The 15743-nt window shown below is 53.1% G+C and carries 19 protein-coding genes; 2 read left to right on the top strand and 17 right to left on the bottom strand.

The annotated features are described in order from the left end of the window. Window positions 1-3: 3 nt before the first annotated feature. The 14 genes from hpt to QOX44_RS07345 all read right to left on the bottom strand — a co-directional run bounded on the left by hpt (window position 4) and on the right by QOX44_RS07345 (window position 11025). Window positions 4-534 carry a hypoxanthine phosphoribosyltransferase gene (gene hpt / locus QOX44_RS07410; protein ID WP_283682368.1) on the bottom strand — a complete coding sequence of 177 codons (531 nt, stop codon included), beginning with the start codon at window positions 532-534 and terminating at the stop codon, window positions 4-6. Continuing rightward, the gene (tilS, locus tag QOX44_RS07405; RefSeq protein WP_283682367.1) at window positions 531-1994 is read right to left on the bottom strand and encodes a tRNA lysidine(34) synthetase TilS; all 1464 of its coding nucleotides are present in this window, start codon (window positions 1992-1994) and stop codon (window positions 531-533) included. Before tilS ends, hpt begins: the two co-directional genes overlap by 4 nt. Beyond that, window positions 1982-3460, bottom strand: a complete 1479-nt coding sequence (locus tag QOX44_RS07400; protein ID WP_283682366.1) for a SpoIIE family protein phosphatase — start codon at window positions 3458-3460, stop codon at window positions 1982-1984. Before QOX44_RS07400 ends, tilS begins: the two co-directional genes overlap by 13 nt. Window positions 3461-3707: 247 nt before the next feature. Further along, window positions 3708-4010 (bottom strand): FtsB family cell division protein, encoded by a 303-nt coding sequence (locus tag QOX44_RS07395; protein ID WP_283682365.1) that lies wholly within the window; start codon window positions 4008-4010, stop codon window positions 3708-3710. After that, window positions 3970-4464, bottom strand: coding sequence for a spore cortex biosynthesis protein YabQ (gene yabQ, locus QOX44_RS07390; protein WP_283682364.1), 495 nt, complete (start codon window positions 4462-4464; stop codon window positions 3970-3972). Before yabQ ends, QOX44_RS07395 begins: the two co-directional genes overlap by 41 nt. Beyond that, the gene (locus QOX44_RS07385) at window positions 4461-4739 is read right to left on the bottom strand and encodes a YabP/YqfC family sporulation protein (RefSeq protein WP_283682363.1); all 279 of its coding nucleotides are present in this window, start codon (window positions 4737-4739) and stop codon (window positions 4461-4463) included. Before QOX44_RS07385 ends, yabQ begins: the two co-directional genes overlap by 4 nt. A 79-nt stretch (window positions 4740-4818) precedes the next feature. Next, complete coding sequence (locus tag QOX44_RS07380) at window positions 4819-5058, bottom strand: RNA-binding S4 domain-containing protein (RefSeq protein ID WP_283682362.1); 240 nt, start codon at window positions 5056-5058, stop codon at window positions 4819-4821. A gap of 120 nt (window positions 5059-5178) precedes the next feature. Further along, window positions 5179-5451, bottom strand: a complete 273-nt coding sequence (locus QOX44_RS07375; RefSeq protein ID WP_283682361.1) for an HU family DNA-binding protein — start codon at window positions 5449-5451, stop codon at window positions 5179-5181. Between the two features lie 123 nt (window positions 5452-5574). Next, window positions 5575-6120 (bottom strand): MazG nucleotide pyrophosphohydrolase domain-containing protein, encoded by a 546-nt coding sequence (locus tag QOX44_RS07370; RefSeq protein WP_283682360.1) that lies wholly within the window; start codon window positions 6118-6120, stop codon window positions 5575-5577. A 163-nt stretch (window positions 6121-6283) separates the two neighbouring features. After that, window positions 6284-8020, bottom strand: coding sequence for a phospho-sugar mutase (locus tag QOX44_RS07365; RefSeq protein WP_283682359.1), 1737 nt, complete (start codon window positions 8018-8020; stop codon window positions 6284-6286). Window positions 8021-8106: 86 nt separating this feature from the next. Further along, a complete protein-coding gene (locus tag QOX44_RS07360) occupies window positions 8107-9111 on the bottom strand; it encodes a phosphotransferase (RefSeq protein WP_283682358.1) in 1005 nt (334 codons plus the stop codon). A gap of 146 nt (window positions 9112-9257) precedes the next feature. After that, window positions 9258-9665, bottom strand: a complete 408-nt coding sequence (gene rbsD / locus QOX44_RS07355) for a D-ribose pyranase (RefSeq protein WP_283682357.1) — start codon at window positions 9663-9665, stop codon at window positions 9258-9260. Between the two features lie 81 nt (window positions 9666-9746). Next, a complete protein-coding gene (larB, locus tag QOX44_RS07350) occupies window positions 9747-10514 on the bottom strand; it encodes a nickel pincer cofactor biosynthesis protein LarB (RefSeq protein WP_283682356.1) in 768 nt (255 codons plus the stop codon). Between the two features lie 28 nt (window positions 10515-10542). Further along, the gene (locus QOX44_RS07345; protein ID WP_283682355.1) at window positions 10543-11025 is read right to left on the bottom strand and encodes a GNAT family N-acetyltransferase; all 483 of its coding nucleotides are present in this window, start codon (window positions 11023-11025) and stop codon (window positions 10543-10545) included. A 251-nt stretch (window positions 11026-11276) separates the two neighbouring features. On the opposite strand from QOX44_RS07345, the gene QOX44_RS07340 reads away from it, so the two are divergent. Further along, complete coding sequence (locus QOX44_RS07340) at window positions 11277-11642, top strand: NusG domain II-containing protein (protein ID WP_283682354.1); 366 nt, start codon at window positions 11277-11279, stop codon at window positions 11640-11642. Further along, the gene (locus QOX44_RS07335) at window positions 11639-12154 is read left to right on the top strand and encodes a Gx transporter family protein (RefSeq protein ID WP_283682353.1); all 516 of its coding nucleotides are present in this window, start codon (window positions 11639-11641) and stop codon (window positions 12152-12154) included. The genes QOX44_RS07340 and QOX44_RS07335 overlap by 4 nt, the downstream gene beginning before the upstream one ends. A gap of 54 nt (window positions 12155-12208) precedes the next feature. On the opposite strand, the gene dapF is transcribed toward QOX44_RS07335, so the two are convergent. Genes dapF through QOX44_RS07320 form a run of 3 tightly spaced genes read right to left on the bottom strand, consistent with a single transcriptional unit; the run spans window position 12209 to window position 15664 of the window. Then, entirely contained in the window at window positions 12209-13069 is an 861-nt protein-coding gene (dapF, locus tag QOX44_RS07330; RefSeq protein ID WP_283682352.1) for a diaminopimelate epimerase, read from the bottom strand. A 40-nt stretch (window positions 13070-13109) separates the two neighbouring features. Continuing rightward, entirely contained in the window at window positions 13110-14069 is a 960-nt protein-coding gene (locus QOX44_RS07325; RefSeq protein ID WP_331488348.1) for a tRNA dihydrouridine synthase, read from the bottom strand. Continuing rightward, window positions 14066-15664: a xylulokinase gene (locus QOX44_RS07320; protein WP_283682351.1), complete on the bottom strand. Its 1599-nt coding sequence runs from the start codon at window positions 15662-15664 to the stop codon at window positions 14066-14068. Before QOX44_RS07320 ends, QOX44_RS07325 begins: the two co-directional genes overlap by 4 nt. Window positions 15665-15743: the final 79 nt, after the last annotated feature.

Below are 15743 nucleotides of genomic sequence, written 5' to 3'. Positions count from 1 at the left end.
TTTCTATTCTTCTACAAATTCTACGATTCCGATAAACGGAAGATTTCTGTACTTCTGTGCATAATCCAGTCCATATCCGACTACGAACTCATCCGGGATATTAAAGCAGGTATAATCCACCGCTACATCTGTCACGCGGCGCTCCGGCTTATCAAGGAGCGTACACAGACGAAGTGACTTAGGATTGCGTTTTTCCAGAATGTTGAGCAGATAGCTTAATGTTCTGCCGGAATCAATAATGTCCTCAACAACCAGCACGTCTTTGCCGTCCAGCGGCTCATCGAGATCCTTGACGATCTTTACCACACCGCTTGATTTCGTATCATTGCCATAGCTGGTCACAGACATAAAATCCATAGTCACCGGCACCGTGATGCGCTTTGCCAGCTCGCACATAAAAAATACACTGCCCTTTAATACACAGATCAGATGTACCTCTTTGCCTGCATAATCATCACTGATCTTCTTCGCGATCTCCGCGATCCGCGCATTTACTTCCTGCTCCTGTAAAAAAATCCTGACCTTTTCCTTCATACGCCTCTCTCCTCCAGCTGTATTTTCAAAACTTTCTCTGTGGCGGGGCGTACCTTTGCCGCCTCGCTGATCCGCTGTCCCACCACCCACAAAATATGCGGGCCGTCCGCCAGCAGCAGAACATGATCTCTGTCCTCCTTCGGTATCTTCCGGTCAATAAAATAATCCTTGAGCTTTTTCTGTCCTCCACTCGCATTGACGACCAGATAGTCTCCCGGAAGTCTTGTCCGAAGCATGACACTATTTTTTATTATATCATAAGAAAACCATTTCGTATACTTTTTTTCTTGTACTGCCTGATCCATAATATCATCACAATTGGACAGCAGCCATGCCCGGACGATCCAGCGGCCGGCCGGCGTCTGCCCCGGTACAGCAAGCGGATACTCCCGCGGTATCTCATGCGGCAGGGCGCTGCTCCTGTCATCCTTTTTCACAAACTGCACGGCGCCCTCTTTGCGCACAGCCCGTACGCCGCCCGGCAGGTCAAGCTGCTTTCCGCAGCCCTTTTTGCACAGTCTGAGAATATCCTCGATGTGGACCCGCCCCAGGTCCCTCAGGCTGCCCGCGCACTGCCCGACTGCCGTGCGCACAAGCTCTGTCCGGATCAGCTCCTCTTCTGCCCAAAAAGGCTCCAGCAGCAGGCTGACCGCCCCGTCCTGCGTGACCATGCAGCGCTCCTGTGCCTTTTTCGTCTGTCCATCGAGATACTCCTGCACCTGCTGCAGATGCTGTGCCGCAGATGCGATATGTTCAGATGCCCGGACGTTGAGCTCCTGTTCGATCTGCGGAAGGATCGAGAGCCGGATCCGGTTCCTTGTATACTGCGTCTCAAGATTTGTGCTGTCGGTGCGCCATTCAAGCCCGGCCTCCCGCACAATATCCTCGATCTCCTGGCGGTCCGTAAATAAAAGCGGGCGGATCACCGGTTCCCGTACAGGACGCATCCCGCCAAGTCCTGCCAGAGCGCTTCCACGGACCAGATTCCACAATACTGTTTCCGCCTGATCTCCCCGGTTGTGCGCCACCGCGATACGCGCGCCGCCAGCCAGATCGCACGCCTCTGAAAAGATCCGGTACCGTTCTGCCCTTGCCGTCTCCTCCAGAGAGGTTTTCCGCTCTTTCGCCAGCCCCGGCACATCCGTATGCACCACGCGAAGCGGCACCTCCAGTCTTTTGCAAAGCTGCTCTACGAATGCGGCATCCTCCATACTCTGTCTGCCCCGGATCCCGTGCTCGACATGCACCACACGCAGATCAAACCTCACATCCCTGCGATATCTGCAAAGCGCCAGCAGCAGGCATACGGAGTCCGCGCCTCCTGAAACGCCTGCCACAATGTGCATTCCCTCTTCTATCATATGATATTTCCGTATGGTATCAAAAATACGTTCCATCGCGTCACTGCTGTACACGGCGCCCTCTCCTCCTTCGTATCTGCCTTTTTCTACTTTTCCCACAGGTTTCCTACGAGGATCGTCATATCATCCCGCGCCTGCAGCTTTTGCATCAGATATACCTTTTCCATTAAACGTCTCGCGTACTCTTTTGCATTGCGCGACGCCGTCCTGCCGATCAGCTCTACCATCATCTGCTCCCGGTTTTCCTGTGGAAATGCCTCCAGAGCTCCGTCTGTCATCATAATAATGCTGCTGCCGGATCTCAGCTGCCGGTGCAGGCTCTCATAATCCGACTGCTGCATCACACCGGCCGGAAACGCGTTTGACGAAATCACCTCGATCTCGTCGCCCTGGCACAGAAACGTCGATGCGGCTCCCGATTTTATCAGATCACACCGGGCTGTATACAGATCCACCATGCACAGATCGATCGTAGAAAACATCTGCTCATAATTCTGCAAAAGCATGCAGGAATTGATCATGCGAACGGCTGTCTCCTGCGGAAATCCCGCATCCAGAAACTGCTCCAGAAGCTCTATGACCTTTTCACTCTCCTGGCAGGCTCCCACGCCGGATCCCATGCCATCCGCCAGGCTCATGACCACCTTCCCGGTATCCTTTTGCAAAAATGCGAAATTGTCTCCCGAGACCATCTCTCCTGCCCGCGTGATCCTCGAGATCCCGCAAAAAATCTGATACTTCGTATCCGGCACAAAATGAAAGCTGGCATGCTCCGACGTGACCGCTGCCTGACAGTTCCACGCGGGCCGCATCTTCTGGCCGCAGGCTTCAGATAAAATCTCCGCAACGGATTTTGCGGACACACACACCGCCCTGACTGCACGCAGCAGAAGATAGATCTCCGTACGTTCCTCCTCCCGCTGGAATACGCGGACATGTCCCAGCTCAATCCCCAGAAAGCGCAGTTCTTTTTTCAGCTTCTGCCGAAGCCTCTGCTCCCTCTCCGGCAGATCTGTAAAACCGGCTGCCGATCTGTGCAAAAGCTGCGCAGTCTGAAAAATCTGCTCGCCCGCTGCCATCCGCTGCTCCATCATCCGATTATTCCACAGCAGCGTCTGTCTCGCCTGCGCGTATTCCTGCGCAAGGTGCTGCGCGACCTCCTGAGCCCTGCGGCACTGCATCTGAAGCTGCCCCTCCATCTGCGCCGATACGCTCCCGTCATATTCCAGATCAGAAAGCATCTCATACAGCAGCCGGCACGTCGTAAAATAGTCATTCCCCCAGCAGCGCTGCGCCCGTTCGCAGGAGGCGCATACCTGCTGCCGTACTGCTTCAAAGAGTCCCTCCAGCTGCGCGTCTCCCAGCCGCTCCTTCTGACACGGCATTTTCTGAAATAATTTTGCTAGACCGTAAAACGCATCCGCGTACTGTTCCAGCTGTTCCCGCTCCGGAAGTGAATACAGTCCTCCTGTCTCTCCCCTTCGCGACAGCTGCCCCTTTCCCAGACGCTGCCAAAACGGCAGCCGTATGCCTGTCCGCATCACAGTCGCCAATAATCCGTCCATCTTAATCCCTCCCCATAAGCATTAAGCTAACCATACTAGGGAGAGTATATCTCATCTTTCCTGCAATTTTTGTCAAAACCACAGGACGCTCTTTAGAAAGTAAGAACTTTCCGGATGTATATTGCAAAAAAAGAGACTGCTGCATCATACCTTCCGTCGTCTCAGGTGGCCTTCTCCGAAAACAAAACATATTTTCCGGGAAAACACACCGGTCAGCCGCCGGAATCCGTATTTTGCAACAACCCCTTTAATCCTCTGCCTGAAACAGTATCTCGTCCTCGAACACAAGTCCCAGCTTGTCTCTGGCGATATTCTCAATATACTCGTCTGACTGCACGTACTCCTTCAGATTCTCGATCTCTGCCGCCCGAAGCTCCTCATCCCTGAGCTGCTGCTCCAGACTCTTTTTCTGCGCTTCGTAAGCCGCATTCTGCGTACTCAGCTTCTGGCTCTGCATAAGCAGGCCGACCAGCAGTACCATAACGATCCCTGCGATCGCAACCATACCCCTACGGTTGCCCGTGCTCGGACGTCTTCTCCTTTTTGCCACAGCCTTCGCCCCTTATCTTTTCATTCTTGTTATCATTGTACCTTTTTTTACCTGCAAATTCAATTGTTTTCTTGAAAAAAGACCATATTTTCCGGACTGGCGCGCCTGCCGCGCGTCTCAGAAGCAGGATGACGTCCCGAAGCAGCCCGAACACCGCCGCAAAAAGCCGGAGTACGACAATGCTCACTGTAAAATGATACAGCACCGCTCCGATCGCGATCCCTGCTGCCACATAGCCGCGGATCACACCGTCTGTATAAAAAAAGGCAAATACAAAGGTCAGAAAACCGGCGGTGATCCAGTATACGAAATCCTCTGCTGAAACAGCGAAAAGCCCGTGCGGCACCGCTTTTCGCAGCGCCCGGAACAGATCATACCCAAACGCAAGCAGCACTCCATGAAGGACCGACAGGAAAAATACGATGGTTTCCTGCCGGATCACATTGCTCATCATTGAAACAGCCTCTTCATCATGCTGCCGCGTCTGGCCGGATCGCTGCCGGAATACACCAGACTGTCCACTCTGCCTGTCAGCTCCGCCTCGCCCTGCTCCAGCGTCAGCCGTCCGATATGCAGATCCTTTCCTTTTACCGTCAGCCGTCCCTGCTCTGTCTCCAGGATCACGCAGCTCTCATCAAAGGAAACCACGTCTTTTACTCCGGAAATACTTCCGGCCTTTCTGTCCTTCCATACAATACTGTGCGGTTTTACACTCTTTTTTTCTTCCATGCACACCCCGAAGCCTCGCCTGCGCCATTGCTCTATTCTATGCAGGAGGGCTGTGCATTAGACCAGAAGCATACAAAGGCTACAGATATTTGTACATCTCGGCGGCAGCCTCCTTGCGGACCGTCTCCTGCACAGACAAAACCTCCACCTTTACTGCCTTGCTGCCGAACTGGATCTCGATCTCATCCCCTTCTTTGACTGCCACAGATGCCTTTGCCGGCTTTCCGTTTACAAGCACTCTCCCCGCGTCACATGCCTCGTTCGCCACTGTGCGGCGTTTGATCAGCCGGGATACCTTTAAATATTTGTCAAGACGCATTCGTTCCTCCTTCTGGCTCTCCTGTCAGCCGCTAAAATGCCTGTATCAAAAGAGCTCCGGAATCCCTGCGGGAAATCCGGAGCGCCTGGTTCTTTTCTTTCATTTACAGCAAAGCCACAATTAGTTCATCATATCCTTCAGAGCTTTTCCTGCTTTGAATTTCGGAGACTTGGATGCCGGAATGTGCATAGCCTCTCCTGTCAGCGGGTTTCTGCCGTCTCTTGCTGCGCGCTCGGATACCTCAAATGTACCAAAACCTACAATCTGTACCTTATCACCATTCTTGAGCTGCTCTGCAACTACATCTGTAAAAGCCTTCAGTGCCTTCTCCGCATCTTTCTTAGACAGCTCTGTTTTCTCTGCGATAGCTGCGATTAACTCTGTTTTATTCATCGTAGTTCCTCCTCTGGATTTAGTCTGCAGTACGTCTATCTTCACTGCACCTTACATTTATCTTGAACCAAAAATCTCGTTTTGCGGCTCTTCTAATATTTATATAATGTTACTGTGCGTTTGTCAAGGTTTTCCTTGCTCTGTGTTTTTTCTGTATTTTTTCTCCAGTTTTTTCTCCTTCTCCTGCTCCAGATGGCGCGCCGTCCACTCTGACGCATCGAGAAACGCCTGCGTGTATCTGTCCTCCTGCTCCTGCGTGCGGTTCTTTTTTTCCGCGCGCTTGATCTCCTCCCAGCGTCCCGGGACCTCCTGCGCCTGCACCTCCCCGGCGCTGCTCCCAAAGACGTGCGGATGACGCCGGATCATCTTCTGACTGATACCGCAGACCACATCCTCTATAGAGAACAGTCCCTGCTCCTGCGCGATCTGAGCAAGCAAAACGACCTGGAGCAGGACGTCCCCCAGCTCCTCACAGAGATTCGACGCATCCCCTGTATCCTGCCAGATACGGATCCCCGCGACCGCCTCTGTCATCTCATTTACCATACATGGTCTCAGGCTCTCAAAGGTCTGTGCCCGATCCCACGGGCAGCCGTTCTCACTGCGAAGCTGCTCTACGATCCTGCAAAATCCTGCAAAGCTGTGCTGCCCCTGTTCTTTTTCTTCCATATGCTTCCTCCCGTCTTTCTGACGCGCCTTCCCGCCATCCACGCCTCTGCCATGACAAAAGCCTCCGGGTACAAAAAAGCATTCTCCCGGAGGCAATGCGCCTGACACGGCAGGCGCTTATCTTTATGCAGCTGTCACACTGCCGCAGGGTCTGCGGCAGCCCTTACATCATTGCATGGATCATCGCAAGCACCTGCTCGCCAAGCGCCGCTGACTTTGCATCTGCGTCTGCAAGGGAGGTGCCTTTGACACCGTAGTAGAACTTCACCTTCGGCTCTGTCCCGGACGGGCGCACGCACAGCCATGCGTCATCTGTCAGATCATAGTAAAGCACATTGGAAGCCGGAAGCCCTGTCGGCTTTACTTCCCCGGTCCTGACATCGCGGATCGTATCTGCTTTGTAATCTCTTGCAGACAGCACTGTGTACTCCCCGATCTGTGCCGGTGGATTTTTGCGCAGTGTCTCAAGGATCTCCTGGATCTTCTGAAGTCCCTCGATCCCCTTTAAGGTAATGGACTGAATATCATCCTTATAGTATCCGTAGCGCTCATACAGCTCGATCATCGCATCCCAGAGCGTCTTGCCCTGCGCCTTATAGAAGGCTGCCGCCTCTGCGAGTGCCATCGTAGCCACGATCGCGTCCTTGTCTCTTGCGTGAGTACCGATCAGACAGCCATAGCTCTCCTCGAAGCCGAACAGATACGTCCCTTTTCCGGTCTGCTCAAAGCCAAGGATCTGCTGTCCGATATATTTGAATCCGGTCAGCACCTCGATCAGACCTGTCCCATAATAGTCTGCGATCGCATCTGCCATATTTGTTGTAACGATCGTTTTGATCAGGACGCCGTCCTCCGGCAGACCCTTCAAAGCCTTTCTCTGGCCGATCTCATAGTCCGCAAGCAGACAGCCTGACATATTTCCGGTCAGAGTATGGTATTCTCCTGTTCCGGCATCCTTCACATACACGCCAAGCCTGTCTGCATCCGGGTCAGTAGCCAGAACAAGATCTGCATCCACCTCTTTTGCAAGCTTCAGGCCAAGCGCAAAGGCCTCTGCCGCCTCCGGGTTCGGATAGCTGACCGTCGGGAAATCTCCGTCCGGGAGCTCCTGCTCCTTTACTACGTAGACATGCTCAAAGCCAAGCTCGGAAAGAACTCTTCGCACCGGGATATTTCCTGTACCGTGCAGAGGCGTGTATACGATCCTGAGATTTTTGCTCTCCTGTCTGATCGCCTCAGGATGAAGCACCAGACTCTTCAGCTGCGCAATAAACGCGTCATCGATCGCTTCTCCGATCACCTCGTAAAGGCCCGCTGCGACTGCCGCTTCCTTGTCCATCGTCTTGGCCGCAGTGTAATCTGTGATCGCCTTTACCTCGGCCATAATGCCTGTATCATGCGGCGGCGTGATCTGCGCGCCGTCTTCCCAGTAGACCTTATAGCCATTATACTCCGGCGGATTGTGACTCGCCGTGATGTTGATCCCTGCAATACACCCGAGCGTGCGCACGGCAAAGGAAAGCTCCGGGGTCGGGCGCAGGGATTCAAATACATATGCCTTAATCCCGTTTGCTGCCAGCGTCAGAGCTGCAAAATCTGCGAATTCCGGTGACATTCTTCTGGAATCATAAGCGATCGCCACGCCCTTTTTCGCGCCGCCCTCCCGGATAATATAATTGGCCAGTCCCTGCGTAGCCTTCTGGACTACATACTGGTTCATGCGGTTCGTACCTGCCCCGATGATCCCGCGAAGTCCCGCAGTCCCAAACTCCAGTTCTGTATAAAAACGTTCTTTGATCTCTTTCTCATCATCCGCGATCGCACGAAGCTCCGCCTTTGTCGCCTCGTCGAAATATGGATTGGAAAGCCACTCTTCATATACCTGTCTGTAATTTTCCATTTTTCCCTCCTGTGGTATCCACGGCATACTGCTGCCGTCTGTCCTGTGGTAATAATAGCACAAATACGGATAAAATAAAACTGTATCTACAGCATTTTCACAAAATTCTTTCTTTTTTCCTCCTGCCGGTTCAGGTTTTCCAGTTTTTCCAGATACCGCCCCGAGATCCACGCCTTATTGCTGCCATAATAATGGTTCGCAAGCTTTCGGAATTTCTCCGGATACAGCATCCGTATAGATAAAAGCCTGCGCTCCTGCGCGCTGATCGGACGTTCTGCCGTGTACCGCTCCAGCATGCGCATGCCAAGCCTCTGGTTCCAGTCATGCTTTTCAAGGATCTTGCGCATGAAGCGGTACAGATCATTGATCTGATGATCAAACCTGCAGCATTCAAAATTGGTCGTGGCAATCTCGTACCCTGAGATCAGCACATGATGGTGATTGTAATCGCCGTGACAGACGCATGCGCCCCCGGCGCTCTCCGAAGTCCCTCCGTATCCCTTATCCGAGGACGCCCCCGTGCCTTCCATCTCGTCAAGCCTTCTCTGTGCCTCTGCCGCCTGCTCATAGTACTCTTCAAAGCAGTGCAGAAACAGGCGTTCAAAATCCTGACGCACGGTCCGCTTTCGCATAAAGGAGCGTATTTTCTGGAGCTCTGCATTCTGCGCCGCAATCTCCTGCGCCGGAGGCTGTGCAGTAAAATTTCCCTCAAATCCCTGTTGTGCATCCAGATACATCAGCCGGTGCAGACGCGCCAGATTGGTGACTGCCGTCAGGATCTCATTTTCACTGGACGTATCGCACTCGCGTCCGACATACCAGTCCTTGACCACGTATCTGTTTCCATCCCAGTCCTCGCAGACCAGTGCTCCTTCTTTATTAGGAAGGATCATATCTACTCTCTCATACCCGCCTTCGCGTACCTTCTGCATTACGCAGTTCTGGAACACCGCCCTGTTTTCCGAACCAGTATAATCACACAGGATTTTAAGCCCCTGCGGAGTCTCAAAAATATACGACCCGCGTCCCCGCCTTGTACTGATGATCTCAAGCTCGTACTGCTCCAGCACCTTCAAAGCTCTGTCATTCATTTCGTTCCCCCCTGTTTCTCCGCCGCGCTCCACTTTGGCGCCGCGTTCTCTCTATCATATGAACAGGGGGAATAAAATATGTCACGCGACCCGCTCAGGTCAAAAAAGCCGCTGCGCAGCTCTTTGATCTGTTCCTCTTCTCCTCATCAGAAGATACAGCCCGACTGTAAAATAATATTGGCATACGGCGAGCTTTCCCCGGTGCGGACCACTGCCCTGCACTGCTTTGTCTGCTCTTTTAGCAGACTGTGCGGTACAAACTGCAGCTCCACATCTACGCCCTTGCCCAGAAGCAGCAGCTCGATACGCTCCAGAAGCTGCGCGTTGTGCGTCCTGATCTCCTCCGCAAGCACCACAGCTTCCACTTCCATATCATCCAGTACCGCCTCCAGCACACTCAGAAAGGAAGGTTCGCCCAGGCGTACTGCCAGATCAATGCGCTCTGTCTCCTCCGGGATCGGAAGCCCGCAGTCAGCGACAGCGATCTGATCCGTATGCCCCATATAGGCCAATACCCTTGCAATATCCGCATTCAAAATCCCTTTTTTCTTCATAATAATACCCTGCCTTTCTCCTTTGCGCTCCATCTGGCTTTTTCACAGCCGGTCTGCCGTCTCCTCCCGGCTTATTTTTATTTAGTCCTGACTCCTGTGCTTTGACTGTTTGTTGATTTTTGACGCAAGCACGCCTGCTCCGAACCCATTATCAATATTGACGACACTGACTCCGCTCGCGCAGGAATTTAACATAGAAAGAAGCGCGGCCGCCCCGCCAAAGTTCGCGCCATACCCGACACTTGTCGGCACGCCGATCACCGGGCAGGCCACCAGCCCTCCGACTACGCTTACGATCGCACCCTCCATGCCTGCTACTGCTACGATGACATTCGCATCCTCAAGCACCGGAAGCCGATGCAGCAGCCGGTGAAGTCCCGCCACTCCCACATCATAGACCCGCTCGACACGGTTGCCGTACAGCTGCGCGGTCACTGCCGCTTCTTCCGCGACCGGAAGATCACTTGTCCCGGCGGCAAGCACTACGATCTTGCCTTCTGCTTCCGTCTCCTGCCGGTTGACCACCGCAATACGGGATACTGGATCATAGTCCAGCGCGATCTCCTGCGCCACCTGGTCCGCCTTCTCCTGCGAGAGCCTGGTCACCATGATATTTGTCACGCCGCGCTTCTCCATCGCGGAAGCGATCCCGGCAATCTGCCCGGCGGTCTTTCCCTCGCCGTAGATCACCTCCGGCATCCCCTGGCGCAGAGCGCGGTGCATATCGATGTCCGCATAATTGCCTACCAGCATCTCCGGCTGCATCTGGATATCCGCCATCGCCTCCTGCGCTGTTATTTTTCCATCCTCAATCTGTTTCAGCAATTGAAATATCATTTCCTGCTGCATATCAAAATCACTCCATTTCCCACTCTTTTTATACCTTCTGGTATGCGACCCGAGGACTTCCGTCTTCTATATAAATACGACCGCATCTGCGAAATCCGTTCTTCTCCAGCACATGCTGCATCACCCTGTTATCCTCATGCGTATCCATGCGCAGGTTGCCGCACTGCGCGTATCCCCACTGCATACAGCACGATCCTGCGCCCTTTACGCCCTCGCGGGCCGCAATCCGGTGGATCACTCCGTAGGGTCTGTCATTGATCCATGCCCCGTCCTCTATCACTGCATACGTTGGATCATCGCCAAATGCATACATAAATACTGCCGCGATCTCTCCGTCCTGTTCTGCGACATAGCTGATCCCCTTTTCTATATCCTCCCGGATCAGACCCTCGGGCGGATAGCTGGTCCCCCACTGCTCCGGATTTCCCGTGCGCGCCATAAATGCCCGCGCCTGTGCATACAGCTCCATGATCTGTGCCAGATCCTTCCTCTGTGCCTGTCTGATTTCCATATCCTTCCTCCTGTTCCTCCCTGCTCCCGCTCTTTCCCGTCTCCTTCTGTGTGCTGCCAGATCCATGCCCGCTCTGTACAGCGCCCAATTGTGCTCACCTTACCATGATGTACACGCCCTGTCAAGCGCCGCAGGAAAATACGGGGTTTACTTTTTGCCGCCGTCTGTGCTACAATGCACACATTCGTGCACAATATGTATGAAGTACAAAAATCCGAAAAATATCATCGAACAAGAAATGGAGGATACCTTTGAAGAAAAAAGAAGTGCTGCTGATCCTTGGCATCGTCGCTGCGGCCGTACTGCTTGGGATCGGACTTATGCTATTTAAAAGCAACGACGGGGAATCCATCCGCATCACCGTAGACGGGAAGGAATATGGCACATGGAAACTTGACGAGGACCAGACGATCGAAATCAAAGATACCAATGTCTGCGAGATCAAAGACGGAAAAGTCCGGATGATCAGAGCGACCTGCCCGGATCATCTGTGCATGGAGCAGGCCCCGGTAGACGAAAATGGCGGTATGATCGTCTGCCTCCCAAACAAGGTGATCATAGAAGGGACGAATACCGCTGGCTCCGGCAACGGGGGCGGCGTAGATGCCGTCGGATGATGCGCCATCCGGTCACTCCCCCAAAGCATCCTGGCTATCAGCAGACCGCGCAGCTCGGTCTGTTCACCGCCCTTGCCTCGATCCTGGGATATATCGAAACGCTGTTTCCGGTCTTTGCCGGCATTCCCGGGATCAAACTGGGACTCGCCAATCTGGCTGTCCTGTTTATCCTGATCCGCTACTCCTGGCAGAAGGCTGCTCTCGTGTCTATTGCACGCATCATCATCATCGGAGCGATGTTCGGAAGCATGTTCAGTATCCTGTACAGCACCGCCGGCGCAGCTCTGAGCCTCGCTGCAATGACACTCGTCCTCGCCCGCACTGACTTTTCTATTATTACGGTCAGCGTGATCGGCGGAGTCACGCACAATATCGGCCAGCTCCTGATCGCAATGGCGCTGATGGAGACAGGCAGCCTGATCTACTATGCACCTGCCCTTTTGATCTCCGGTGTTGTGACAGGCATCCTCATCGGCGCGCTTACGGGCGAGCTCTTAAAAAGGCTGCGGTAGCTTTCCGCAGCCTTTCTTATTTTCAGATAACCGTCTGTTTCCGCTTACCGGCGTTTATTCTGCCATGATCTGGTATTTGCGCAGAAATTCGTCCGAGAGTGTGATCTTTCCGATACATTCTGCCGTGCCTGTCATAGACGCATTCATCTGCTCATCAATATGGACCGTCAGCGTACCTCCCGGCATATGCACATACACACAGGGGTCTGTCAGCCCGAGCTGATACGCCACGCCCGCTGCCGCACAACAGCTGCTGCCGGACGCCAGCGTATAACCTGCGCCTCTTTCATAGACCTCTGTATAGATGTTGCTTTTATCTGCAATACAGATGATCTGCGTATTGATCCCGTCAGGAAAACGCTCTTCCTTCTCCAGCCCTGCGCCGATCTCGCAGACTGCTTCTGCGCTGATCTCCTCCATCGGAATGATGCAGTGCAGATTTCCCATCCACACACACGTCCCTTCATATGTCCTGCCGCGGTAGCCCACCTGCACATGCTCTGTCTTTTTCTCATCGCTGGACGGAGCCGTCTGCCCACAGTACAGCTTTCCCATGGAGACCGTCATTTCTTTGCCGATCTCATCATGATAACGCACAGATACCGTGCGGCTCCTGGTCTGCAGTACATATTCCTTTTTGTTGATATAGCCTGCGTCCTTTAAATACTTTGCAAAAATAAACAGTCCGTTTCCGCTGATCGCCGCCTCACTGCCGTCTGGATTAAAGATCCGGACTCCCATCTTTCCAAACATCTGGACCGGGCCTGCGAGGACGCCGTCTGCTCCTGCGCCAAACTGGCGGTTGCATATACTTCGGATATCCTCCGGTTTCAGCTCGTATTCATTTTTTAAGCAGTCATAAACCAGATAGTCATTTCCAAAGCTGTGATACATCCCAAGTGTCAATTCCATCATGATCCCCCCGTTTCACTAATACGGCTACGCCTGTGTTCTGTCATATCATTTCCTGTTCAAATATCGCATCCACGGCACACTGATACTGTGCAAGGCTTTGCGCTTTTTTGAGCTTCTTTGCGTACTTTTCACAGTCCGGAAATAAACGGAACATATAGATCCATATCTCCTTCATGCGGAACATCGCATTTCTGTCCTCACCGAATGCCTCGCGGTATCCTGCCAAAATCTCATCATGAAACTCACGCAGACGCTTCCGGCTCGTCGTCTCTCCGGTACGGATCCGGTGAAACAGACCCGGATCTGCGATCACGCCCCGCCCCAGCATCACATACTCCGTCTGAGGATACTTCTCCGTAAATGTCTCATAATCCGTCTGTGTCAGGAGATCTCCGTTGTAGCAGACAGGAAATGGAAAGCTTCCAAGCAGCTGTCCAAACAGCTCCTGGTCTGCCCGTCCCCGGTAAAGCTGCTTCTGCGTCCTCGGGTGGATGATCAGCTCAGAAAGCGGATACTTCCGGTATATCTCCATCAGCGCAGCCGCCTCATCTGCATCCTCGCTCCCGATCCGGGTCTTGACGGAAACCTTTATATCGATCCCGTCAAAGATCTCCCCGAGCAGACGATCCAGATCCTCCGGAAATGCCAGAAGCCCGGAGCCCCGTCTGCGCGAGACAACAGTCGCAGAGGGACAGCCGAGGTTCAGGTTTATCTCCTCATAGCCCATATCGCGAAGAACCTGTGCAGTCTGTATGAAATGCTGCGCGTTGTTCGTCAATATCTGCGGCACCAGCTCCGGGACATGGTTGTTTTCCGGCAGCACGTCCCTCGTCTCCTTCGTCCGCAGAAGCTTATTCTGGTCGGGAGCGATAAAGGGGGTAAAATACCGGTCTGCACCCGGAAAATATTTTTCCAGGGCATTGCGGTATATGTAGCCTGTGATCCCCTCCAGCGGCGCCAGGTACAGCTGCGTCCTGCGCATAGCTGTCTGCGCGGTCAATGCAGCTTCTCCACCGCAGCTCTCTCGATCGCAAGCCCTGCCTTGTAGCGTTCGATAAACGCATCAAAGCCTGCCACATCTGCTGCATCCGGCGCCATCTCCACGCCGGTATCCTGCCCGAATACCTTACCGTTCAGGAAGGCATCCAGCGTCTCCCCTTCCTTCTTATTTACCATATAAGAAGCCAGAAGCGCAATGCCCCACGCGCCGCCTTCTCCGGCCGTCTTCATAACAGATACCGGAGAGTTCATCGCTGCTGCGAGAATACTCTGTCCCACTCCCTCTGTCTTAAAGAGTCCTCCGTGTCCCATGATCTTGTCTACCTTTACATCCTCGCCCTTGAGCAGGATATCCATGCCGACCTTCAGCGCGCCAAGAGAGGTGTAAAGATTGACACGCATAAAATTCGCAAGGCTGAATTTACTGTCCGGCGTCCGTACAAACAGCGGACGCCCGGCTTCAAAGCCCGTAATATGCTCGCCTGAAAAATAGTTGTACGCAAGCAGACCGCCGCAGTCCTTATCCCCCTCAAGCGCCTTGTTGTACAGTGTGCCAAACAGCTCATTCATATCCGCCTTCACACCGAACGCATCCGCAAACTCTTTGAAGATGCTGACCCAGGCATTGAGGTCGGAGGTACAGTTGTTGCAGTGTACCATCGCCACAAGATCGCCGCTTGGCGTAGTCACAAGATCGATCTCCGGGTATGCCTTTGAGAGATCCTTCTCCAGAACGATCATTGCAAATACAGAGGTTCCCGCTGACACGTTTCCTGTCCTCTGTGCCACACTGTTTGTCGCTGCCATGCCGGTCCCCGCATCACCCTCAGGAGGACACAGCGGAATACCTGCTTTTAATCTGCCAGATACATCGAGCAGCCGTGCACCCTTCTCCGTAAGGACGCCTGCCGTCTCGCCGGCTACAAGCACCTTCGGCATGATCTGCTCGAGCTTCCATGGATATCCCTTTGGCGCTACGAGCTCGTCAAATTTGCGGATCATTTCTTTATTAAAATCCTTTGTCTCAATATCAATCGGGAACATGCCGGACGCATCCCCTACGCCGAGCGCCTTCTGACCAGTCAGCTGCCAGTGGATATATCCTGCAAGCGTGGTAAAAAACGTCACATCCTTTACATGCTCCTCACCATTTAAGATCGCCTGATACAGATGCGAAATACTCCACCGCTGCGGAATATTATACTGGAACAGGTCAAAGAGCTCTCTGGAGGCCTCTCCCGTGATCGTATTTCTCCAGGTGCGGAACGGAACGAGCAGCTCATCGTTTTTATCAAACGCCATATATCCATGCATCATGGCGCTGAATCCGATCGCCGCAAAGGATTCTACCTCCACACCGTATTTTTCTTTTACATCGGCAGCCATGCTGCTGTAGCAGTCCTGCAGACCTTCCCACACTGCCTCGAGGCTGTAGGTCCAGATGCCGTTTACGAACTGGTTTTCCCAGTCGTGGCTTCCTGATGCGATCGGCTTGTTGTCCTCTCCGATCACGACTGCCTTGATCCTTGTCGAGCCAAGCTCAATACCAAGTACTGCTCTCCCCTCTGCAATAGTAGTTTTTGCATCAAATCCCATAGTAACACCCTCCTGAATCGGTAAAATTTTCACAATATTTTGAAATATTATAACACGATTTTAGATTATCTGCTACATT

This window comes from Parablautia sp. Marseille-Q6255, assembly GCF_951230155.1.
GTDB lineage: Bacteria > Bacillota > Clostridia > Lachnospirales > Lachnospiraceae > Choladousia.
This window is presented reverse-complemented; position numbering and strand designations above follow the sequence as displayed.